The sequence below is a fragment of the Mycobacterium novum genome (assembly GCF_010726505.1).
Classification (GTDB): Bacteria; Actinomycetota; Actinomycetes; order Mycobacteriales; family Mycobacteriaceae; genus Mycobacterium; species Mycobacterium algericum.
In genome coordinates this window covers 2,482,263-2,504,248 of sequence record NZ_AP022562.1, presented here as the reverse complement: position 1 = coordinate 2,504,248, position 21,986 = coordinate 2,482,263, and the positions used below count along the sequence as shown (strand labels likewise).

The window sequence follows — 21,986 nt, the reverse complement described above, 5'->3', positions numbered from 1 at the left end:
CGGTGCGGCGCCGACTGGCGGCATGCACGACCGCCGTGGCCTTGGCGGGCCTGGCCGCCGCGTCGGCCGCCGGCTGTGCCCCCTCGCCTGCATCGCCGGCCGACACCGGCGAGGCGGCGATCTCCACCAAGACCCCGCCGGGTCTGCGCGCCAAGCAGACCATGGACATGCTCAACTCCGACTGGCCGATCGGCCCGGTCGGGGTGGCCACCCTGGCCGCACCGGACAAGGTCGATCAGGTGGTCACCACCATGGAGTCGTTGTGGTGGGACCGGCCGTTTCAGCTGGACAGCGTCGACATCAGCGCCGGCGCGGCCACCCTGCACCTGACCACCTCCTACGGTGCCCACCAGGACATCAGGATCCGCACCGACGACAACGGGATGGTGGACCTGTTCAAACCGACTACCGAGGCACCGACGATCCGCTCCTGGCGTGACCTCGACGCGGTGTTGAGCCGGACCGGCGCGCGCTACTCCTATCAGGCGTCGCGCATCGAGGACGGCACGTGCAAGCCGGTGGCCGGCACCAATGCCCGACAGTCGCTGCCGCTGGCGTCGATCTTCAAGCTGTATGTGCTGTTGGCGGTGGCCAACGAGGTAAAGGCCGGCCGGGTGTCCTGGGACGATCCGCTGACCATCACCGGTCGGGCCAAGGTGGTCGGCTCGTCGGGACTGGAGGAACTACCCGAGGGCGCCCACGTGTCGGTGCGCAAGGCCGCCGAGAAGATGATCGCCACCAGCGACAACATGGCGACCGACCTGCTGATCGACCATGTGGGAACCCATGCCGTCGAGCGGGCACTGGTCACGGCCGGCCACCACGACCCGGCCAGCATGACGCCGTTTCCCACCATGTACGAGTTGTTCTCGGTGGGCTGGGGAAAGCCCGACCTGCGCGAGCAGTGGCAGCACGGCTCCCCGCAAGAGCGGGCAAAGCTACTGCAGCAGGCCAACTCCCGCCCGTACGAGCCGGATCCGGTCCGCGCACACGTTCCGGCGTCGGCCTACGGCGCGGAGTGGTACGGCAGCGCAGAGGACATCTGCCGAGTGCACGTGGCGCTGCAGGCCGGTGCGGTGGGCAAGGCCGCTCCGGTCCACGAGATCCTGTCCGCGGTCCGCGGCATCGACCTGCCCCGCGCCGACTGGCCCTACATCGGCGCCAAAGCCGGCGGCCTGCCCGGCGACCTGACCTTCAGCTGGTACGCCGTCGACCGCGGCGGCCAACCGTGGGTCGTCAGCTTCCAGCTCAACTGGCCGCGTGATCACGGCAAGAGCGTCGGCAGCTGGATGCTGCAGGTCGCCAAGCAGGCGTTCGGACTGCTGCCGGTAGCGCGCTAGACCGCGAAAGGGAATCCGGCGACGCAACCCGCCGGGTCAGCGTCGCCAGATTCCCACTCGCGCTATGAACTAGTCCGCGGTGGGCGCGCCGGCCTTGGCCAGATCGGACTCCTCCGCCGCCGGCTTCTGGCTGCCGACGAAGGTGAACACCGCGTCCTCCTGCGGGCCCTCGCCGTCCCAATTGTCGACGTCGACGGTCACCAGCTGGCCGGGGCCGAGCTCCTCGAACAGGATCTTCTCGGAGAGCTGGTCCTCGATCTCGCGCTGGATGGTGCGCCGCAGCGGACGCGCCCCCAACACCGGGTCGAAGCCGCGCTTGGCCAGCAGCGACTTGGCCTTGTCGGACAGCGCGATGTCCATGTCCTTGGCCTTGAGCTGCTTGGCCACCCGGCCGATCATCAGATCCACCATCTGGATGATCTCTTCCTTGGACAGCTGGTGGAAGACGATGATGTCGTCGATGCGGTTGAGGAACTCCGGGCGGAAGTGCTTCTTGAGCTCGTCGTTGACCTTGAGCTTCATCCGCTCGTAGTTGTTCTCCCCGCCGCCCTGGGTGAAGCCCAGTCCGACCGCCTTGGAGATGTCGGAAGTGCCCAGGTTGGAGGTGAAGATCAGCACGCAGTTCTTGAAGTCCACCGTGCGACCCTGACCGTCGGTGAGCCGACCGTCCTCGAGGACCTGCAACAGCGAGTTGTAGATCTCCTGGTGCGCCTTCTCGATCTCGTCGAACAGCACCACCGAGAACGGCTTGCGCCGCACCTTCTCGGTCAGCTGGCCGCCCTCCTCGTAGCCGACGTAGCCCGGAGGGGCCCCGAACAGCCTAGAGGCGGTGAAGCGGTCGTGGAACTCGCCCATGTCGATCTGGATGAGCGCATCGTCGTCGCCGAACAGGAACTCCGCCAGCGCCTTGGACAGCTCGGTCTTACCGACACCGGAGGGACCGGCGAAGATGAACGAGCCGGACGGCCGCTTGGGGTCTTTCAACCCGGCACGGGTACGGCGGATCGCCTTCGAGACGGCGTTGACGGCATCCTTCTGCCCGATGATCCGCTTGTGCAGCTCGTCTTCCATCCGCAGCAGGCGGGTGGTCTCGGCCTCGGTCAGCTTGAACACCGGGATGCCGGTCCAGTTGCCCAGCACCTCGGCGATCTGCTCGTCATCGACTTCGGCCACGACGTCGAGATCCCCGGCGCGCCACTGCTTCTCACGCTCTGCACGCTGGGCGACCAGTTGCTTCTCGCGGTCGCGGAGGCTGGCGGCCTTCTCGAAGTCCTGCGCGTCGATCGCGGACTCCTTCTCGCGGCGCGCGTCGGCGATCTTCTCGTCGAACTCGCGCAGGTCCGGCGGCGCGGTCATCCGGCGGATCCGCATCCGTGCACCGGCCTCGTCGATCAGGTCGATCGCCTTGTCCGGCAGGAACCGGTCGTTGATGTAGCGGTCGGCCAGGGTGGCCGCGGCCACGATCGCCGAGTCGCTGATCGAGACCCGGTGGTGGGCCTCGTAGCGGTCCCGCAGGCCCTTGAGGATCTCGATGGTGTGCTCCACGGTGGGCTCACCGACCTGCACCGGCTGGAACCGGCGCTCCAGCGCGGCGTCCTTCTCGATGTACTTGCGGTATTCGTCGAGGGTGGTGGCGCCGATCGTCTGCAGCTCGCCGCGCGCCAGCTTGGGCTTAAGGATCGAGGCCGCGTCGATCGCGCCCTCGGCCGCGCCGGCGCCCACCAGGGTGTGCAGCTCGTCGATGAACAAGATGATGTCGCCGCGGGTGTTGATCTCCTTGAGGACCTTCTTCAGCCGCTCCTCGAAGTCACCGCGGTAGCGGCTGCCGGCGACCAGCGAACCCAGGTCCAGGGTGTAGAGCTGCTTGTCCTTCAGCGTCTCGGGGACCTCGCCGGCCACGATCGCCTGCGCCAGCCCCTCCACCACGGCCGTCTTGCCGACGCCGGGCTCACCGATCAGCACCGGGTTGTTTTTGGTGCGCCGGGAAAGCACCTGCATGACCCGCTCGATTTCCTTCTCCCGGCCGATCACCGGGTCGAGCTTGCCCTCCATGGCCGCGGCGGTCAGGTTGCGGCCGAACTGGTCGAGCACCAGCGAGGTGGACGGCGAGCCGGACTCTCCGCCCCGGCCGCCGGTGCCGGCCTCGGCGGTCTCCTTGCCCTGGTAGCCGCTCAGCAGCTGGATGACCTGCTGGCGCACCCGGGTCAGGTCGGCGCCCAACTTGACCAGCACCTGTGCCGCGACGCCCTCGCCCTCACGGATCAGGCCGAGCAGGATGTGCTCGGTGCCGATGTAGTTGTGGCCGAGCTGCAACGCCTCACGCAGACTCAGCTCGAGCACCTTCTTGGCACGCGGGGTGAACGGGATGTGCCCGGACGGCGCCTGCTGGCCCTGGCCGATGATCTCCTCGACCTGGCTGCGCACCCCCTCCAGGGAGATGCCCAGCGACTCCAGCGACTTGGCGGCCACGCCCTCGCCCTCGTGGATCAACCCGAGCAGGATGTGCTCGGTCCCGATGTAGTTGTGGTTGAGCATCCGCGCCTCTTCCTGCGCGAGGACGACAACCCTGCGGGCCCGGTCGGTAAATCTTTCGAACATCGGTGTTTACCTGCTCTCCCTCACCATCGGTACTTGGTCGGCCTCGGCTCGGCCGCGCGCACCTGTCGTCCACTGTAGTGGGCGGCCGAGCGCGCTGGGACCTACCGTGCAATGCGTACCGATATCGACTACCTGCGGGTGGCAGACCCCGAAAGGCCTGGCACCTGATGCAAGGGAGCAACGGCGCGACCCCCGAATGCGTTCCGCCGGGTCACCGGGTTCGCCAGCAGCGAAAACCGAAACTATGCGGCGGTTCCAGCTTCGCTAAACCGCCGGGGCCGGTGGCAACTCTAAGTGGCGGCGTGAAATGCGTCGATGATGTCGGCCGGGATACGGCCGCGGGTCGACACGTTGTGGCCGTTGCGGCGAGCCCATTCGCGGATCGCGGCGCTTTGTTCCCGGTCGATCGCCCCGCGGCGGGCGCCACCGGCCCGTCCCCGCCGCCGGCCGCCGACCCGACGGCCCGCGTCCGCCCACTTCTTCAAGTCGGAGCGCAGTTTCGTGGCATTCTTGGTTGAAAGATCGATCTCATAGGTCACCCCGTCCAGCCCGAATTCGACTGTTTCGTCGGCGGCACCCTCACCATCGAAATCATCGATCAAGGTGACGGTCACTTTTTTCGCCATCGGTACCCCTAAGTTAGCTTTCCTGCGCGCAAACTGTGCGCAAAGCCGTATTCGACCTCGCGGACCAATGTGCCATAAAAATACGCCTGCTTCAACACAACAGCCGTCGTCAGGAGTTCAGTTGCCGTGGCGCCGAACAATCGGGAACAAAACGGTGTCCCTAATTGACAGGCCCGTCAAGACCATCAGCAGGCGATCGATGCCCATTCCGGTGCCGGTGCAGGGTGGCATCGCGTGTTCCATCGCTACCAGGAAGTCTTCGTCCAGTGCCATCGCCTCGTCGTCGCCGGCCGCCGCGGCGCGCGCCTGATCCTCAAAACGCGCGCGCTGCACCACCGGGTCGATGAGTTCGGAGTAGCCGGTGGCCAGTTCGACCCCGCGCATGTAGAGATCCCACTTCTCGGTGACCCCGTCGATACTGCGGTGTTGCCGCGTCAGCGGAGTCGTCTCAACCGGGAAGTCCCGCACGAACGTGGGCGCACTCAGGGCATTACCCACAGCATGTTCCCACAGTTCCTCGACCAGCTTGCCGTGTCCGTAGCCGCGGTCGGTGGGAATCTCCACACCGAGCCGGTCGGCCACCGCCCACAGCCGATCCGCAGAGGTCGCCGGGGTGATTTCCTCGCCGATCGCGTGCGACAGTGACGGGTACATCTCCACCGTCGCCCATTCGCCGTCAATGTCGTAGGTGCTGCCGTCGGGCAGTGGTAGTCGGCGGGTCCCGATCACCTCGTCGGCGACCTCTTGAATAATCTCCCGCGTGGCCACGGCCGAGTCATCGTAGGTGCCATAGGCCTGGTAGGTCTCCAGCATCGAGAATTCGGGCGAATGCGTAGAATCGGCGCCTTCGTTTCGGAACACCCGATTGAGTTCGAAGACCCGCTCGAAGCCACCGACAACACAGCGTTTCAGGAAAAGCTCAGGAGCGATTCGCAGGTAGAGGTCGACATCGAGTGCGTTCGAATGTGTGACGAACGGTCGGGCCGCCGCCCCACCGGCCAATGTCTGCAACATCGGCGTTTCGACTTCGAGGAATCCGCGACGTTCCAAGGCGGAGCGAATGGCTCGAATCACCAGGATCCGCTGGCGAGCCACGATCCGCGCCTCCGGCCGGACGATCAGGTCGACGTAGCGCTGCCGGACCCGCGACTCCTCGCTCATCTCCTTGTGCGCGACCGGCAACGGCCGCAGCGATTTCGACGCCATCTGCCACGAGTCGGCCAACACCGACAGCTCGCCGCGGCGGGAGCTGATCACCTCGCCGTGCACGTGGACGATGTCGCCCAGGTCGACATCGGCCTTCCACGACTCCAACGGCTGTTCGCCGACGCTGGCCAGGCTGATCATCACCTGCAACTGGGTACCGTCGCCCTCCTGCAGGGTTGCGAAACACAGCTTTCCGGAGTTGCGGGCGAACACCACCCGACCGGCCACGCCGACAACGTCGCCGGTTTCGGTGTCGGCGGCGAGGTCGGGGTAGGCGGCCCGGATCTGGGCGAGCGTGTGGGTGCGGTCCACCGCCACCGGATAGGGATCGCGGCCCTGGGCCAGCAACCGCGCCCGCTTGTCGCGGCGAATGCGGAACTGCTCGGGAAGGTCAGGGTCCTCGGGGTGCGACAGCTCTGGGGTGTCGGGGGTATCGGCGGAGCTCACGACGTGCCAGCTTAATCAACCGGCGGGCGCTCAGCGCGCCGGCCGCAGCCTGCCCCGCTGACTGTCCCGGTTGCGCTCGAACACCAAGCGCAAACCGTCCAGGGTGAGATTGGCGTCGTAGTGGTCGACCGTCTCCAGATCGGCGAGCAACTCACGCGCGGTGTGCCCGGTGGCCACCACGGTGGCGTCGGCCAAGCCCGGCGTATCGTCGCGGACCCGGCGAACCAGCCCGTCGACCAGTCCGGCGAAGCCGAACACGGCGCCGGCCTGCATGCATTCGACGGTGTTCTTGCCGATCACCGAGCGCGGCCGGGTGAGCTCGACCCGACGCAACCCCGCAGAGCGGGCCGCAGCGGCATCCGAGGAGATCTGAACACCAGGGGCTATCGCGCCGCCCAGGAATTCGCCCTTGGCCGACACCACGTCGACGCAGATCGACGAACCGAAGTCGACGACGATCGCCGCCTTGTTGAACTTGTGAAAAGCAGCGAGGCAGTTGACGATTCGGTCGGCGCCGACTTCCTTGGGATTGTCGACCAGCAGCGGGATCCCGGTACGCACTCCCGGTTCGATCAGCACCGACGGCACCGAGGGCCAGTATTGATCGAGCATCACTCGCACTTCGTGCAGCACCGACGGCACGGTGGACAGCGCCGCAGCCCCGGTGAGCTGTTCGCCGTCGTCACCGATCAGTCCGTCCAGGGTCAGCGCCAGCTCGTCGGCGGTGATCTCCGCCTCGGTGCGGATTCGCCACTGCTGCACGACGTTTGCATGCTCACCCGAACCGGCCAGCAGGCCGATCACGGTGTGGGTGTTTCGGACGTCGATCGCCAGCAGCACAGCTACCCCACGCTTCTCGGTGAGAGCAGGTCGGCCACGTCGTCGGGCACGAAGGCGGGGTCGTCACCCAGATCCACCTGCTTGTTGTCGGAGTCGACGAACACGATCCGCGGCCGATACCGGCGGGCCTCGGCGTCCTCCATGGTGCCGTAGGCGATCAGGATCACCAGATCACCCGGATGCACCAGATGCGCTGCGGCACCATTGATTCCGATGACGCCTGTCCCCCGCTCGCCGGTGATGGCGTAGGTGACCAGTCGAGCGCCGTTGTCGATGTCGACGATCGTCACCTGCTCGCCCTCGAGCAGGTCGGCGGCGTCCATCAGGTCGGCATCGATGGTCACCGATCCGACGTAGTGCAGGTCGGCGTGGGTCACCGTGGCGCGGTGAATCTTCGACTTGAGCATCGTCCGAAACATCAATTCCTCCGGTTTTGTGCGGCGGGATATCCATCCGAACCGACCGACGTGTCGTCGGCGGGAAATCCGAGTGTTATGGCGGCGTTGTCGATCAATCGGGTCGCTCCGAGCCGGGCGGCGATCAGCAGCCGTGCCTGCCCTTCGGCCGGCGCGGGCCCGAGGTCGACGCCGCGCACCTGCAGGTAGTCGACATCGACCGCCGGAACCGCGGAGAGCACCGCGCCGGCGGCGTCGAGAGCCGCGGTCGCCCCGGCCGATGCGGCGCGCTCACCGGCGGCCAGCGCCGCCGACAACGCCGCCGCGGCCTCGCGCTGCGCCGGGTCGAGGTAGCGGTTGCGCGACGACAGCGCCAGGCCGTCTGGCTCACGCACCGTCGGCACCCCCACCACGGTCACGTCGAGATCGAGGTCCGCGACCATCTGGCGCACCAGCACCAGCTGCTGATAATCCTTTTCGCCGAAGAACGCCCGGTCGGGCCGCACGATCGACAGTAATTTGGCGACCACGGTGAGCATTCCGGCGAAATGCGTCGGGCGCGCGGCGCCCTCGAGCTCGGATCCCAGCGGGCCCGGGTGCACGGCGGTGCGCGGCCCGTCGGGATACATCGCGGCGGCGGTCGGGGCGAAGACCAGCTCGACACCCGCAGCGCGCAACAGGGCCAGGTCGTCGTCCAGGGTCCGCGGATAGGCCTCGAGATCCTCGCCGGCGCCGAACTGCAGTGGGTTGACGAAGATCGACACCACCACAACGGCGCCCGGCACCTTGCGGGCGGCACGCACCAACGCCAGGTGGCCGTCGTGCAGCGCGCCCATGGTCGGCACCAGCATCACCCGACGGCCGGTCGAGCGCAGCGCCCGGGTGACGCGGGCGATCTCGTCCGGCCGGGCGTAGACGTTGAGCTCACCGGCGGCGAAGGTGGGCTGCGCGCCCCGGGCAGCGTTGGGGATCACCGGGCCAGCACCGCCAGCACGTCCTCGGCGGCGCCGGCGCGGCGCGCGGTGCGCAGCGCGTTGCTGCGGTAGGCCTCGGCCAGCTCCGGGTCCACGCCGGTCAGCGCCTCGAGGTGGCGGGCCAAGGTGGCCGCGTCGCCACGGGCCACCGGCCCGGTCAGCGCGGCCCGGCCGTCTCGCAGGGTGTTGGCCAGCGCAGCCCGCACCAACGGCCCCAGCACCCGTTCGGCAACGCCGTCGGGGTCGGGTACCTCGGTGGCGCCCAACCGGCCGGGCAGCGCCGCCCGCAGCGCCGCCAGCGCGTCGTCGATCACGGTGACGACGTGGTTGCCGCCGTGACAGAGCGCGGCGTGATAGAGCGTGCGGACGGTTTCGTCGACCCGGAACGGCTCGGCGCCGATCTCCAGCGTCAGCGACTCGCCGATGGCATAGCCGATCTCGTCGGCGGCGGTGATGCCGAAACAGCTGTCGGTCAGCCGGTCGATGTCCTCGTCGGCGCCGGTGAACGTCATCGCGGGGTGGATCGCCAACGGCAAACAGCCCTGCTCGGTCAGCGGCGCCAGCACGCCGATCCCGGTGGCACCGGAGGTGTGCACGACGATCGTGCCGGCGCGTACCGCACCGGTGGCGGCGAGGCCGGACACGATGCCGGCCAGTTCGGTGTCGGGCACCGCCAGCAGCAGCAATTCGGCATCACCGGCGACATCGTGGGCCGGACGCACCAAGGTGTCGGGCAGCCGCCGGGCAGCGCGCTGCCGCGACGCCTCGGAGATGGCGCTGCACGCCACCACGACGTGGTCGGCGCGCTCCAACGCGATACCCAACGCGGTGCCGACCCGGCCTGCCGAGATGACTCCCACCTTGAGTCGGGCGGGCCGCAGTCCGTCGAACTGCACCATGCAGACGACCTCACAGGTTCTCTTGGTTCGTTCCAGTCCCGCGTTGCGGGTACCGGACGGTCGGGCAGAGTCTATCCCGATCGGCCCTGGCCCGGAGAGTGACGTTGGTCGCAGCCGCGGCCGCTATTCCTCGCGGCGGCGACGCCGGCGCCCCTCGGTCGGCGTTGCCTGCAGCCGGGCCAGCAGCTCGGCGACCGACTGCCCGCCGGTGTTCGGGGCGGCCTCGGTTCCCGGCTCAGCGCCGGTGGAATGCCGTGCCGAGCGACCCGGGGCGCTCCCGGGCGCCGACTCCGGCTGGGCATGGCTGCCGACCGGCTCCGCCGAGTGCCGGGAGCGCGCCCGCCGACGCCCCTCCCCGTCGTGGCGGGCCCGCTCGGCGCCGTTGACCGGGCCGTCTGCCAGTGTGCCCGGCCCCGCGTGACGGCCGTGCCGCGACGGCGCTTCGGCGCTGCGTTCGGGTGCGGCCGCCACCGCGTCTTCGCCGGCATGCCGGGGGTCGGCGGCGCCGTGCCGGCCGGAGTCCGCGGCAGTGGGAGGAGTCTCGGCGGACCAGTTGCTGCCCGGCGAGCCCGGGGGCAGCCACTCGCCCTCGGCGCCAACCGGTTTCCACGCCGGTTCTGAAGCCGGTGGCGAAGCCGGCGGTCCCGCCACCCAGGGCGGCGGCGGTGGCGCGGCCGGAGGTGGCGTCGGCGGCGGGGCGGGCTCGCGACGGGACTCGGCTTCCCTGCGGGGCTCGGGCGGGACGAACGGCTGCGGGGGCTGCGCCCAACGGCCAGCGGGCTGCTGGACCTCCTCCGCGGGGTGACGCGGGACCGCCTCCTCCGCGGCTCGACGGGCGCCGCCATCCTCCGCGGCTCGGCGCGGCGTCTCGTCGGCGGCCCGGCGATGCGAACCGCGGTAGGTCGGCTCGGCAGGCGGCGGCTGCGAGGTCTGCGACGGCTGATATGTCTGATGCGCCGCCGGCGTGGGGATTCCACCGGTCGGGATCCCCACCTCCGGAACGTCGATGATCGGGCTCTCGGTGGTTTGGGTGACCGGATCCTCGGGGTAGTAGGCCGCAGCGGCCGGAGTGGCGCGCGCGCCGTCGGACTCCCCACCCGAGCGGGCCCAGTCGCTGTAGGCACGAATAGTCGTGCGCGCAGAGGAATCAGTCTCCAGCGCCGGCCGGTGACTCAGGTCGGAGTCGAAGAGGATCTCCAGGTTGGTCCGCAGCGCGGCCAACTCGGCTCGCAGCGCGGCGACCTCGTCGGCGGCCTGCGCCCGCAGCTCCGAGGCCAGCTCACGGCGCAGCTGCGACTCCACCGTCAGCTCGTATTCACGCCGCGCCGAGATCTCGCGATCCAGCTGCAGGTCGTAGACCAGCTTCAGGTCCCGGGCCCGGGCCTGGTCGACGTCGCTTTGCCGCCGGTAGATCACCGACACGAACGCCGCCGCGACCGCCGCCCACAGCGCCACGATGACCGCGAGCTTCAGCAGTTCCACCCGACTGGTGAACACCAATGCCGAACTCGACGCGATAGCGAGGATCAGCAAGGCCGTCATCAGCGTCCAGCCCGGCCTGCGACCGCCACGCCGACCCGGGGCGCGGGACAGGACCGAATTCATCTGCGCCGCTCCACCTCGTCGCCTCGTCCCCCTCGCCGCTGCGCGGACGGGGGCGCCCCAGCGCGTCCGCATCGTTGCCGACACGCATTGCCCGACTGTACCTGTACGAGGTCACTCCGCGTGTCGCCCTGCTCCGGCGATTCTCACCCCGGCTGATTTCCGGTCAGCTGCCCGGACTGTCCGGGGTCCTGCGGCGACTTGCAGCAGTTCTGCAACCACAGCGCAGCGATGAGCAGTGCCAGTGCACTGACCGCGGCGACCACCGCGCCTCCGGTGTCCTCGGCGGCGACGTGCAGCGCGGCGCGGCGCGGCAACAGGTAGCCCAGCACACCGAGCCAGAAGCCGAGCACCAGCGCACCCATCCAGGCCGAGGCCTTGGCGACCACCACGGTGCGCGCCACCGCCAGCGGGTGCAGCCACCCGGGCCCCACGCCGATCTGGCCGTCATCGATCTTCTCCCGGACATACCGGCCCCAGGCCGCCTCGGCGATCGCGGCCACCAGCAGCGATACCCCGGTCCAGGTGGTGATCGGCGGGAACCATCGGTACAACAGCGGAACCGCCAGGTAGCTGAGCACCGCAGCGGCGACCACCCCTGCGGTGACGTCTCGTTTACGGGTCGGGCCCATCAGCGCTGCAGCACCAGGTCGGTCAGCCGCAGCGAGGTGCGGTCGGCGGGTTCCAGTTCGTCCAGCAGGCCCGCCACCGCGCACTGCCGGCCGGCCACCGTCAGCTGCGCCTCCGGCTCGACCGCCAGCCACGGAACCATGACGAACGCGCGCAGATGCGCCAGCGGGTGCGGCAGTGTCAGCCCGTCGTCGCGGGAGAACAGCTCCGCGCCCCCGGGTTGTTCGCGGCAGCTGATCACGTCGACGTCGAGGGTTCGCGGGCCCCAGCGTTCGCCACGGACCCGGTCCGCCGCCTGCTCCAGGTCCTGTGCGCGGTGCAGCCAACCGTGTTTGTCGACGGCCGGATCCTCCACGATCAGCACCGCGTTGAGGAAGCGACCCTGATCGACCCCGCCCCACGCTTCGCTCTCGTAGACCCCGGACACCTCGCGGACCGCCGTGCCGAAGCCGTCGACGGCCGACTGCAACCTGGCCAACCGATCACCCAGGTTGGATCCGATGGAAAGCACCGCTTCAGTCATCGGCGCCGCTCCTCCTCACACTCATGCCGGGACCACCGTCCCGCGCCGGTCGCGTCGTGATCGCCGCGCCACCACCGCGACGTCGGCAAAGGTCAGCGGGATCGGGGCGTGCGGCTTGTGCAGCGTTACCTCCACCGCCTGCACCCGCGCATCGGCCATGACCTCGTCGGCTATCTCGGCGGCCACGGTCTCGATGAGGTCGTGGGCCGGCCCGGCGATGATCTCGGCGGCGCGCTGCGCCAGTACCCCGTAGTCGTAGGTGTCGGCCAGCGCGTCGCTGGCGGCCGCGACCGACAGGTCCATCCACACCGTGATGTCAACGATGAAGTCCTGGCCGTCGGCCCGCTCGTGGGCGAATACGCCGTGGTTGCCGCGAACCTTCAGCCCGCGCAATTCGATCCGGTCAGTCATCGCTCGTGCCTCCTTGCGACCCGGCTGCGGTCCAGGCGTCGACGACCCTGAGCGCGTCGACCGAGGCCCGCACGTCGTGCACCCGCACGCCCCAGGCGCCGTGCAGGCCGGCGAGCGCGGAGATGACCGCGGTGGCGGTCTCCCGCTCGTCGGGCGGCCGCGGCGCACCGTCGGCTCCAGCCAGCAGCGTACCGAGAAACCGTTTGCGCGACGCTCCGACGAGCACCGGTATGCCGATGCCGACCAGCTCTGGCAGCGCCTTCAACAGGGTCCAATTGTGTTGCGCCGTTTTGGCGAATCCCAGCCCGGGGTCGATGATCAACTTCGCCGGGTCCACACCGCCGGCGACCGCGGCGTCGACCGAGGCGAGCAGGTCGGCACGCACCTCGGCGACGACGTCACGGTAGCCCGGAACGCGATGCGGATACCCGGGATCGACCGGGCGCCAGTGCATCAGCACCCAGCCGGCACCCGAGGCGGCCAGCAGCGGCGCCATCGCCGGATCGGCCCGCCCTCCGGAGACGTCGTTGACGATCTCGGCTCCGCAGTCCAGCGCGGCCCGGGCGACGGCTGCGTTAATCGTGTCGATACTGACGGTAATACCCTGGGCTGCAAGTTCTCTCACAACGGGAACGACCCGTTGCGCTTCTGCCCGCGGATCGGCACGCACCGCGCCGGGCCGGGTCGATTCACCCCCGACGTCGATGATCGCAGCCCCCTCAGCCACCAGTTCCAGACCGTGCGCCACGGCACGGTCGGCGTTCAGGTAGCGCCCGCCATCGGAGAACGAGTCGGCGGTGACGTTGACCACCCCGACGACCTGGGCGCATGTCGGGTTCACTTGCGCCGGATGAGTTCCAGGGCTTCGGCGCGCGACGCGCTGTCGGACTTGAACTGGCCGCGCACCGCCGACGTCGTGGTGATCGCACCGGGCTTGCGCACCCCCCGCATCGCCATGCACAAGTGCTCGGCCTCGACCACCACGATGACCCCGCGCGGGTTCAGTTTGCGCATCAGGGCGTCGGCGACCTGCCCGGTCAACCGCTCCTGCACCTGCGGCCGCTTGGCGTAGAGGTCCACCACCCGCGCCAGCTTGGACAAACCGGTGATCCGGCCGTCGTCGCCGGGGATGTAGCCGACATGAGCGACGCCGTGAAAGGAGACCAGGTGGTGCTCGCAGGTCGAGTACAGCGGGATCTCCTTGACCAGCACCATTTCATCGTGCTGTTCGTCGAAGGTGGTCTCCAGCACCGTGTCCGGGTCGGTGTAGAGCCCGGCGAACATCTCCTGGTACGCCCTGGCCACCCGCGCCGGGGTGTCGACCAGACCCGCCCGGTCCGGATCTTCGCCGACCGCGTACAGCAGTTCGCGCACCGCGGCTTCGGCGCGCGCTTGATCGAAACCTGTTGAGGTCATCGCCGATCCCACTCTCTCAGTCGCCGGACGGCGGTTCGGACCTGTTCTTCTCAGTGCCGCGCTGGTGGCCGTCGCCCTCGCCGGGCGGCGCCGCCGGCGCCGGCGGGGGTGCGGGGTAGGGCTGATACGGCGGGTAGGGCTGCGCCGGCGGGTAACCCTGCTGCGGCCACTGCTGCGGCGGGTACCAGTAGCCGGAGTGCGGCTGCGGCTGCGGCTGCTGCTGCTGGGGAGGCGGCGGCCAGCCCGGCGCATGCCAGCCCGCGGGGGCGCCGTAGTCCGGCTGGGTTCCCGCTCCGGCGTCACCGGCGGGCACGCCGTTGCTGCCGTTGGTACCGGATTCGCCCGCCCGGGCCGCCGCCTCGCGCGTCGCCTGGGCGATGGCGGCCTTGAACGCCGGCTCGGGCCGGGGCTGCGGCCACGGTTCACCACGCTCGATGGCCAGCTCACCGGGAGTCTTGATCGGCGGCTTATCGGACGGGACCCGGCCGCCGAAGTCGTCGAACATGGTCAGCCGTGGTCGCTTGGCCACGTCACCGAAGATCTTCTCCAGATCGGCGCGGTGCAGCGTCTCCTTCTCCAGCAGTTCGCCTGCCAGCGTGTCGAGCACGTCGCGGTATTCGGTGAGGATCTCCCAGGCCTCGGTGTGGGCCGCCTCGATGAGCTTGCGCACTTCGTCGTCGATGTCGCGGGCCACCTCGTGGGAATAGTCCGGTTGAGTCCCCATGGTGCGCCCCACGAACGGGTCACCGTGTTCGCTGCCGTAGCGCACCGCGCCGAGCTTGGCGCTCATGCCGTACTCGGTGACCATCGCCCGGGCGACCTGGGTGGCCTTTTCGATGTCGGAGACCGCGCCGGTGGTCGGCTCGCGGAACACCAGTTCCTCGGCGGCACGCCCACCCATCGCGAACACCAACTGGGCGATCATCTCCGAGCGGGTGCGCAGTCCCTTGTCCTCCTCGGGCACCGCCACCGCATGCCCGCCGGTGCGGCCGCGGGCCAGGATGGTGACCTTGTAGACGGGGTCGATGTCCGGCATCGCCCACGCCGCCAAGGTGTGTCCGCCCTCGTGGTAGGCGGTGATCTTCTTCTCGTGTTCGCTGATGATCCGGCTCTTGCGCCGCGGGCCGCCGATCACCCGGTCGACGGCCTCCTCCAGCGCCGCGCCGGTGATGACGGTGCCGTTCTCCCGTGCGGTCAGCAACGCCGCCTCGTTGATCACGTTGGCCAGATCGGCGCCGGACATGCCGACGGTGCGCTTGGCCAGCCCGTCCAGATCGGCGTCCGGCCCGATCGGCTTGCCCGCCGAATGCACCCGCAGCACCGCGCGCCGGCCGGCGATGTCGGGGTTGGTCACCGGGATCTGGCGGTCGAACCGGCCGGGCCGCAGCAACGCAGGGTCGAGGATGTCGGGCCGGTTGGTCGCGGCGATCAAGATGACGCCGGCCCGCTCACCGAACCCGTCCATCTCCACCAGCAACTGGTTCAGGGTCTGTTCGCGCTCGTCGTGCCCGCCGCCCATGCCGGCGCCCCGCTGCCGCCCGACCGCGTCGATCTCGTCGACGAACACGATGCAGGGGCTGTTCTGTTTGGCCTGCTCGAACAGGTCGCGCACCCGGGAGGCACCCACACCGACGAACATCTCCACGAAATCCGAGCCGGAGATGGTGAAGAAGGGCACACCGGCCTCGCCGGCCACCGCCCGGGCCAGCAGCGTCTTGCCGGTGCCGGGCGGGCCGTAGAGCAGCACACCCTTGGGGATCTTGGCGCCCAGCGCCTGATACCGGCCCGGGTTCTGCAGGAAGTCCTTGATCTCGTAGAGCTCCTCGACCGCCTCGTCGACGCCGGCGACGTCGGCGAAGGTGGTCTTGGGCATGTCCTTACCCAGCTGTTTGGCCCGCGACTTGCCGAAGCCGAAGCCCATCCGGGCACCGCCCTGCATGCGGGAGAACATCACGAACAGGCCGATCAGCAACAACATCGGCAGCATGTAGATCAGCAGCGTGCCCAGCATGCTGCCCTGGTTGACGACGGTGTTGATCTCCGCCTTCTGCTTGGTCAGCGCGGTGTAGAGCGGAACCGCGTACCCGGTCGGGTACTTCGCTATCAGCTTGTCGACCTGCTCGGACTTGCCCGATCTGGCGGCCTTGTCGTCCTTGTCGGAGAGCTCGACGCTGGTGAGCGGGTTCTTCAGCACCAGCCGCAACTGTTGCTCGCGGTCGTCGAGCTGGGCGCTCTTGACGTTTCCGCTGTGGATCTGGGCCACCGCGACCGAGGTGTCGACCGGTTTGTATCCGCGGGTGTCGTCACTGAAATAGAAGAACGACCAACCGAGCAACAGCACCACGGCGATCGCGGTGACGGTGCGGATCACGTTTTTGCGATTCATCAGACATCGGCCGAACTCGGCCCAAATCCTTCCAGTACATGCAGCTGGGCATGTTCAGGCTACCGCCCCGGTCGTCCGGCATGGGTTGGAGCTGGCCGGACCCGGCAATCCCTTCTCCGCCCGGGACCGGTTGTGCTTTGGTGGGACGGTGGCCAACCAAACCGAACGTCTCGTCGACACCAACGGCGTGACCCTGCGGGTCACCGAAGCGGGCGAATCCGGCGCCCCGGTGGTGTTGCTGGCACACGGCTTCCCGGAACTGGCCTACTCGTGGCGACATCAGATTCCCGCGCTGGCCGACGCGGGCTTTCATGTGCTGGCCCCCGATCAGCGCGGCTACGGCGGTTCGTCGCGGCCGGAGGAGATCGCGGCCTACGACATCGCGGCGCTCACCGGCGACCTGGTCGGTCTGCTCGACGACGTCGGGGCCACCCGTGCGGTCTGGATCGGCCACGACTGGGGTGCGCCGGTGGTCTGGAGTGCCGCGCAACTGCACCCCGAGCGGGTGGTCGCTGTGGCGGGGCTCAGCGTGCCGCCGGTACCCCGCCCGCAGGCCCCGCCCACCGAGGCGTTCCGCAAGATCTTCGGCGAGAACTTCTTCTACATGCTCTATTTCCAGCAGCCCGGTGTCGCCGACGCCGAACTGGGCTCCGACCCGGCTCGCACCATGCGCCGGATGATGGGCAGCCTGAGCCCGGGCGATCATGACTCGGCGATCCGGATGACCGCTCCCGGCCCGGCGGGTTTCATCGAACGGCTGGCCGAACCGGCCGCACGGCCGGACTGGATCAGCGCCGACGAACTGGACCACTACATCGCCGAGTTCACCCGTACCGGTTTCACCGGCGGGCTGAACTGGTATCGCAATCTCGACCGCAACTGGGAGATCATGGCCAATCCACCTGCTGCCACCATCGACGTTCCAGCACTGTTCATCGCCGGGTCCGCTGATCCGGTGCTGAGCTTCACCCGCCGGGATCGGGCCAGTGAACTGGTCACCGGGCCCTACCGCGAGGTGATGATCGACGGCGCCGGTCACTGGCTGCAGCAGGAGCGGCCCGACGAGGTCAACGCCGCGCTGCTCGAGTTTCTGGCGGGCCTGCCGGCCGGAGCCGTGTCGTGATGGCCGCGCCGCTGCGCTTCGGGGTTTTCATCACCCCGTTTCACGCGCTGGGCCAGTCGCCGACGGTCGCACTGGAATACGACCTTGAACGGGTGGTCGCGCTGGACCGGCTGGGGTTCGACGAGGCCTGGTTCGGCGAGCACCACTCGGGTGGCTACGAGCTGATCGCCTGCCCGGAGGTGTTCATCGCCGCGGCCGCCGAACGCACCAAGCACATCCGGCTGGGCACCGGCGTGGTCTCGCTGCCCTATCACCACCCGTTGATGGTCGCCGACCGCTGGGTGCTGCTGGACCACCTGACCCGGGGCCGGGTGATGTTCGGCACCGGACCGGGCGCGCTGCCCACCGACGCACACATGATGGGCATCGATCCCGTCGAGCAGCGCCGGATGATGCAGGAGTCACTGGAGGCGATCCTTGCGCTGTTCCGCGCCGAGCCCGGCGAATTGGTCACCCGCCATTCGGACTGGTTCACGCTGCGTGACGCCGCGTTGCACATCCGGCCCTACACCTGGCCGTATCCGGAGATCTCGACCGCGGCGATGATCTCGCCGTCCGGACCGCGACTGGCCGGCACACTGGGCACCTCACTGCTGTCGCTGTCGATGTCGGTGCCGGGCGGCTTCGCCGCGCTGGAGAGCGCCTGGCAGGTGGTTTGCGACCAGGCCGCCAAGGCCGGCCGCGACGAGCCGGACCGTACCGGCTGGCGGGTGTTGAGCATCATGCATATCGCCGACACCCGCGAACAGGCAGTGGCCGACTGCACTTACGGCCTGCAAGATTTCGCGAACTATTTCGGCGCGGCCGGGTTCGTCCCGCTGGCCAGCGAGGTCGAGGGCTCACCGCAGACCCCGACCGAGTTCGTCGAGGCCTATGCGGCGGCGGGCAGCTGCTGCATCGGCACCCCCGACGATGCCATCGAGCACATCACCGACCTGCTGGAGCGCTCCGGCGGCTTCGGCACCCTGCTGTTCCTGGGGCACGACTGGGCCTCGCCGGAGGCGACCTACCACAGCTATGAGCTGTTGGCCCGCAAGGTGATTCCCCACTTCAAGGGCCAACTCGCCGCGCCTCGGGCGTCACACGAGTGGGCCAAGGGCATGCGTGACACGTTGTTCGGCCGGGCCGGCGAAGCGATCAAGAACGCAGTCGTCGAGCACGCCGCCGAGTCGGGACCGCGGTGATGCGCGCCGCGGTGCTGCGCGACGGGCGGATGGTCTACCGCGACGACGTGCCGGAGCCGACGCCGGGCCAGGGTCAGGTGCTGGTCGAGGTGTTGGCCTGCGGCATCTGCGGATCCGACCTGCACTTCGCCGCGCACGGCGAGCAGGTCCTGGCCGCGACTCAGGCCATGGCCGGTACCCCGGCAGCCGAGACCGCCGTCGACCTGGACGCCGATATCTTCATGGGCCACGAATTCAGTGCTCGGGTCCTGGCGGCCGGTCCCGACACCGACACCTTTCCCGCCGGCACGCCCGTCACGTCGATTCCGGTTCTGCTGGCCGCCAAAGGCATTGAACCGATCGTCTACTCCAACACCACGGTGGGCGGCTATGCCGAGAAGATGTTGTTGTCGACCCCGCTGCTGGTGCCCATCCCGAACGGGCTGGACCCCCGGCACGCCGCGCTGACCGAGCCGATGGCGGTGGGACTGCATGCGGTCAACAAGTCCGGCATCACGCCCGGCGATACGGCGCTGGTGCTGGGCTGCGGCCCGATCGGGATCGCGATCGTCGCCGCACTGCGAACCTACGGCGTGGAACACATTGTGGCAGCGGACTATTCACACGCCCGGCGCGACCTCGCGACGGCGATGGGCGCGCATCAGTCACTCGACCCGGCCGATGGTTCTCCGTTCGACACGGTCACGCCGAAGGTGGTCTTCGAAGCGATCGGCGTGCCCGGCATCATCGACGACGTGCTGCGGCGCGCACCGGTCGGGGCCCGGCTGGTGGTCGCGGGAGTGTGCATGCAGCCCGACACCGTGCACCCGTTCTTCGGTGTCGCCAAGGAGATCAACGTGCAGTTCGTGTTGGCCTACGAGCCCGCGGAGTTCGCCGCGTCGCTACAGGCGATCGCCGAGGGCCGGATCGACGTCGCACCGCTGATCACCGGCGAGGTCGGACTCGACGCCGTGGGGACGGCATTCGACGATCTGGCCGACCCGGACCGGCACTGCAAGATCCTGGTCACACCCTGAAGCAGGCTCAGGCGGGGAAGGCGCCGGCCTCACGCAGCCGCTTCGACCAGCCGCCCACCAGCTCGACCAACTCGGGCAGCTCGTCGCCGAGCCGGGCCACGATCGGTTCGCACGCCGCATCGGTCGCCGTCTCCACCGACTCGCGGGCCGCGCGCCCCGCGTCGCTGAGCACGCCGTCGCGGGCCAAGCCCCGCTCGGCGAGCCGCGCCTCGCCGGCACTCAGCTCATCCTCGCTGAAGGCCCTGCTGCGCACATAGCTGCGCGGCGGCAACCCGCGGTACAGCTCGGTGATCAGACCGATCTCGACGGCATCGAAACCCGCTGCGACCCAGGCGTTCACGTGCGCGTCGCCACGGAACTCCCGCAACTGGTCGGCCAACAGCCAGGCGTCGGTGAGCGGGTCGCCCACCAGTCCGGCGGCGACCAGCCCGGCGAACAGCGGCTTGCCCGCCAACGGCAGCCCGTCAGCGGCTCGGCCCAGCAGCGCCGTCGCCCGATCGAGACCCTCGGGCGCATCGCCGAGGACGCGGCGCAGCTGGGCCGCCGAGCCGTCGGTGCGGGCCGCGCGGATGGCCGGCGCGTCGGTGAGCGTCCAGCCGTAGTCGACCGCCGGAACCACCACCGCCGGGTTGAACACCCCGAAGGTCGCGGCGATCACCTGCCCGGAGGCCTGTCCGAGCGCCGAGCCACGACTGCAGAAGTAGGCCGGACCGTCGGGCAGTTCGACGCCACCGGACGTCCCCGGACTGGACCCGAAACCGAGCTCCGCGTAGCCGCGGTGACACTCCGGCGCGAAATACACCTGCCCGGCGAAGGCTTCGATGGCGTTGGACAGCGCTCTCGAGGGGGCAACGGTCATCGTCCCAGTGTGCCGCATCGGGCTTTTGGCAAGACCCGGTCCCCGACTCCGATAAGGTGCCAGTCATGCCGACACGCCGCGCCCGGATGAGCCTCCGCTGGTCGACGACGCTGGCCCTGGCGGGCCTGACCACCGCCGCGTTGGCCGGCTGCGACGCCGTGCCCGGCGCCGACGGCCCGGAACCGTCCCGGCAGGTGACTGTCGTCGGATCCGGTGAGGTGCAAGGCATCCCGGATACCTTGACCACCGAGGCAGGCATCGAGTTCGTCGCCGCCGATGTCACCACCGCGATGAATCAGACCAGTGAGCGCCAGCAGGCGGTGATCGACGCGTTGATCGACGCCGGGGTGGACCGCAAGGACATCAGCACCACCCAGGTCAGCCTGCAGCCGCAGTACGGCAACGCCGAGCCCGGCGGGTCGGCGAACATCACCGGGTACCGGGCCGGCAACACCATCCGGGTCAAGGTCGAGCGCGAATCCGCCTCCCAGGTGCTGGCCGTGATCGTGCGCGCCGGCGGGGACGCCACCCGGATCCACGGGATCAGCTACTCCATCGAGGATGATTCGCAGCTGGTGCGCGACGCCCGCGAGCGCGCCTTCAACGACGCCAGGGACCGCGCCGAGCAGTACGCCCAGCTGTCGGGCCTGCAGCTGGGCCGGGTGCTCTCAATCTCCGAGGTGGCCGGCGGCACGCCGTCGCCGACATCGGTCGAGGCGCCGATGCCGCGCGCGATGGCCGCACCGCCCCCGGTGGAGCCCGGCCAGCAGACGGTGGGCTTCTCGGTGACCGCGGTGTGGGAACTGTCCTGACGCCGCTGCCTCGCGCCGTGCGGGCGTGAGCGGGCCGCCGCACCTTGTAGCGTGCGATCAGCTCTGATAGATCCGCGGATCCAGGGTGCCGATGTAGGGCAGGTCGCGGTAGCGCTCGATGTAGTCCAGCCCGTAGCCGACCACGAAGTCATTCGGGATGTCGAAACCCACATAGGCGATGTCGACTCCGGCGCGCACCGCCTCGGGTTTGCGCAACAGCGTGCAGACCCGCAGCGACCGGGGCCGGCGGGCGGCCAGGTTGCGCAGCAGCCACGACAGGGTCAGGCCGGAGTCGACGACGTCCTCGACGATCAGCACGTCGCGGTCGCTGATGTCGCGGTCCAGGTCCTTGAGGATGCGCACCACCCCCGACGAGGACGTGGAGGAACCGTAGGAGCTGACCGCCATGAACTCGAACTGGGTGGGCAACGGGATGGCGCGAGCCAGGTCGGTGACGAACAGCACGGCGCCCTTGAGCACGGTGATCAGCAGTAGATCTCCGCTTTCACCCTGGGTGGCCGGCCTCGAGCCGTCGGCGTAGTCGGCGGCGATCTGCGCGCCCAGTTCGGCGGTGCGGGCACGAATCTGCTGCTCGGTCAGCAGCACCGATTTGATGTCGCCCGCGTACGACTCGGGTGTCTCCCCCGGCGAGAACGCAGCCACCAGCACAGCGTGCCATGCCCGGCGTGCGACGACCAA

At 69.2% G+C, this 21,986-nt stretch carries 21 protein-coding genes; 5 read left to right on the top strand and 16 right to left on the bottom strand.

Annotated features, from left to right (window positions below; all coding sequences use genetic code 11):
- Positions 1-2: 2 nt before the first annotated feature.
- Positions 3-1,340, top strand: a complete 1,338-nt coding sequence (locus G6N19_RS11495; RefSeq protein ID WP_158019513.1) for a serine hydrolase — start codon at positions 3-5, stop codon at positions 1,338-1,340.
- Between the two features lie 69 nt (positions 1,341-1,409).
- Here G6N19_RS11495 and clpC1 read toward each other — a convergent pair whose 3' ends face one another.
- From clpC1 to ftsH, 14 genes are all read right to left on the bottom strand, one after another.
- Entirely contained in the window at positions 1,410-3,938 is a 2,529-nt protein-coding gene (gene clpC1 / locus G6N19_RS11490; protein WP_041318975.1) for an ATP-dependent protease ATP-binding subunit ClpC, read from the bottom strand.
- 290 nt (positions 3,939-4,228) lie between these two features.
- On the bottom strand, positions 4,229-4,564 hold the full coding sequence (gene lsr2 / locus G6N19_RS11485) for a histone-like nucleoid-structuring protein Lsr2 (protein WP_041318978.1): 336 nt from the start codon (positions 4,562-4,564) through the stop codon (positions 4,229-4,231).
- A 117-nt stretch (positions 4,565-4,681) separates the two neighbouring features.
- Positions 4,682-6,217, bottom strand: coding sequence for a lysine--tRNA ligase (gene lysS, locus G6N19_RS11480; RefSeq protein WP_205277433.1), 1,536 nt, complete (start codon positions 6,215-6,217; stop codon positions 4,682-4,684).
- Positions 6,218-6,247: 30 nt separating this feature from the next.
- Positions 6,248-7,057, bottom strand: coding sequence for a type III pantothenate kinase (locus G6N19_RS11475; protein WP_013830812.1), 810 nt, complete (start codon positions 7,055-7,057; stop codon positions 6,248-6,250).
- A 2-nt stretch (positions 7,058-7,059) separates the two neighbouring features.
- Positions 7,060-7,476, bottom strand: a complete 417-nt coding sequence (gene panD / locus G6N19_RS11470; RefSeq protein ID WP_013830813.1) for an aspartate 1-decarboxylase — start codon at positions 7,474-7,476, stop codon at positions 7,060-7,062.
- Positions 7,476-8,426 (bottom strand): pantoate--beta-alanine ligase, encoded by a 951-nt coding sequence (gene panC, locus G6N19_RS11465; RefSeq protein ID WP_193464966.1) that lies wholly within the window; start codon positions 8,424-8,426, stop codon positions 7,476-7,478. The genes panD and panC overlap by 1 nt, the downstream gene beginning before the upstream one ends.
- Positions 8,423-9,325, bottom strand: coding sequence for a Rossmann-like and DUF2520 domain-containing protein (locus G6N19_RS11460; protein ID WP_013830815.1), 903 nt, complete (start codon positions 9,323-9,325; stop codon positions 8,423-8,425). Before G6N19_RS11460 ends, panC begins: the two co-directional genes overlap by 4 nt.
- Positions 9,326-9,448: 123 nt before the next feature.
- Complete coding sequence (locus G6N19_RS11455) at positions 9,449-10,930, bottom strand: DUF6779 domain-containing protein (RefSeq protein WP_193464965.1); 1,482 nt, start codon at positions 10,928-10,930, stop codon at positions 9,449-9,451.
- Between the two features lie 143 nt (positions 10,931-11,073).
- Complete coding sequence (locus tag G6N19_RS11450; protein ID WP_193464964.1) at positions 11,074-11,559, bottom strand: DUF3180 domain-containing protein; 486 nt, start codon at positions 11,557-11,559, stop codon at positions 11,074-11,076.
- Positions 11,559-12,080, bottom strand: a complete 522-nt coding sequence (gene folK, locus G6N19_RS11445) for a 2-amino-4-hydroxy-6-hydroxymethyldihydropteridine diphosphokinase (protein ID WP_013830818.1) — start codon at positions 12,078-12,080, stop codon at positions 11,559-11,561. Before folK ends, G6N19_RS11450 begins: the two co-directional genes overlap by 1 nt.
- A gap of 21 nt (positions 12,081-12,101) precedes the next feature.
- A complete protein-coding gene (gene folB, locus G6N19_RS11440) occupies positions 12,102-12,491 on the bottom strand; it encodes a dihydroneopterin aldolase (protein WP_193464963.1) in 390 nt (129 codons plus the stop codon).
- Entirely contained in the window at positions 12,484-13,332 is an 849-nt protein-coding gene (gene folP, locus G6N19_RS11435) for a dihydropteroate synthase (protein WP_193464962.1), read from the bottom strand. Before folP ends, folB begins: the two co-directional genes overlap by 8 nt.
- Complete coding sequence (gene folE / locus G6N19_RS11430) at positions 13,329-13,907, bottom strand: GTP cyclohydrolase I FolE (protein ID WP_041318987.1); 579 nt, start codon at positions 13,905-13,907, stop codon at positions 13,329-13,331. Before folE ends, folP begins: the two co-directional genes overlap by 4 nt.
- Positions 13,908-13,923: 16 nt before the next feature.
- A complete protein-coding gene (ftsH, locus tag G6N19_RS11425; RefSeq protein ID WP_083038990.1) occupies positions 13,924-16,293 on the bottom strand; it encodes an ATP-dependent zinc metalloprotease FtsH in 2,370 nt (789 codons plus the stop codon).
- A 148-nt stretch (positions 16,294-16,441) separates the two neighbouring features.
- Here ftsH and G6N19_RS11420 point away from each other — a divergent pair, with 148 nt between their 5' ends.
- The 3 genes from G6N19_RS11420 to G6N19_RS11410 are packed head-to-tail and all read left to right on the top strand — an operon-like array spanning position 16,442 to position 19,616.
- Positions 16,442-17,416: an alpha/beta fold hydrolase gene (locus tag G6N19_RS11420; RefSeq protein WP_013830823.1), complete on the top strand. Its 975-nt coding sequence runs from the start codon at positions 16,442-16,444 to the stop codon at positions 17,414-17,416.
- Positions 17,416-18,600 carry an LLM class flavin-dependent oxidoreductase gene (locus G6N19_RS11415; protein ID WP_193464961.1) on the top strand — a complete coding sequence of 395 codons (1,185 nt, stop codon included), beginning with the start codon at positions 17,416-17,418 and terminating at the stop codon, positions 18,598-18,600. Before G6N19_RS11420 ends, G6N19_RS11415 begins: the two co-directional genes overlap by 1 nt.
- On the top strand, positions 18,600-19,616 hold the full coding sequence (locus G6N19_RS11410; RefSeq protein ID WP_041318990.1) for a zinc-binding dehydrogenase: 1,017 nt from the start codon (positions 18,600-18,602) through the stop codon (positions 19,614-19,616). The genes G6N19_RS11415 and G6N19_RS11410 overlap by 1 nt, the downstream gene beginning before the upstream one ends.
- 7 nt (positions 19,617-19,623) lie before the next feature.
- On the opposite strand, the gene G6N19_RS11405 is transcribed toward G6N19_RS11410, so the two are convergent.
- A complete protein-coding gene (locus tag G6N19_RS11405) occupies positions 19,624-20,475 on the bottom strand; it encodes an SCO6745 family protein (RefSeq protein WP_013830826.1) in 852 nt (283 codons plus the stop codon).
- A gap of 65 nt (positions 20,476-20,540) precedes the next feature.
- Between G6N19_RS11405 and G6N19_RS11400 the strand changes: the two genes are divergently transcribed.
- Entirely contained in the window at positions 20,541-21,287 is a 747-nt protein-coding gene (locus tag G6N19_RS11400; RefSeq protein ID WP_013830827.1) for an SIMPL domain-containing protein, read from the top strand.
- Between the two features lie 57 nt (positions 21,288-21,344).
- On the opposite strand, the gene hpt is transcribed toward G6N19_RS11400, so the two are convergent.
- Positions 21,345-21,986, bottom strand: a complete 642-nt coding sequence (hpt, locus tag G6N19_RS11395) for a hypoxanthine phosphoribosyltransferase (protein ID WP_193464960.1) — start codon at positions 21,984-21,986, stop codon at positions 21,345-21,347.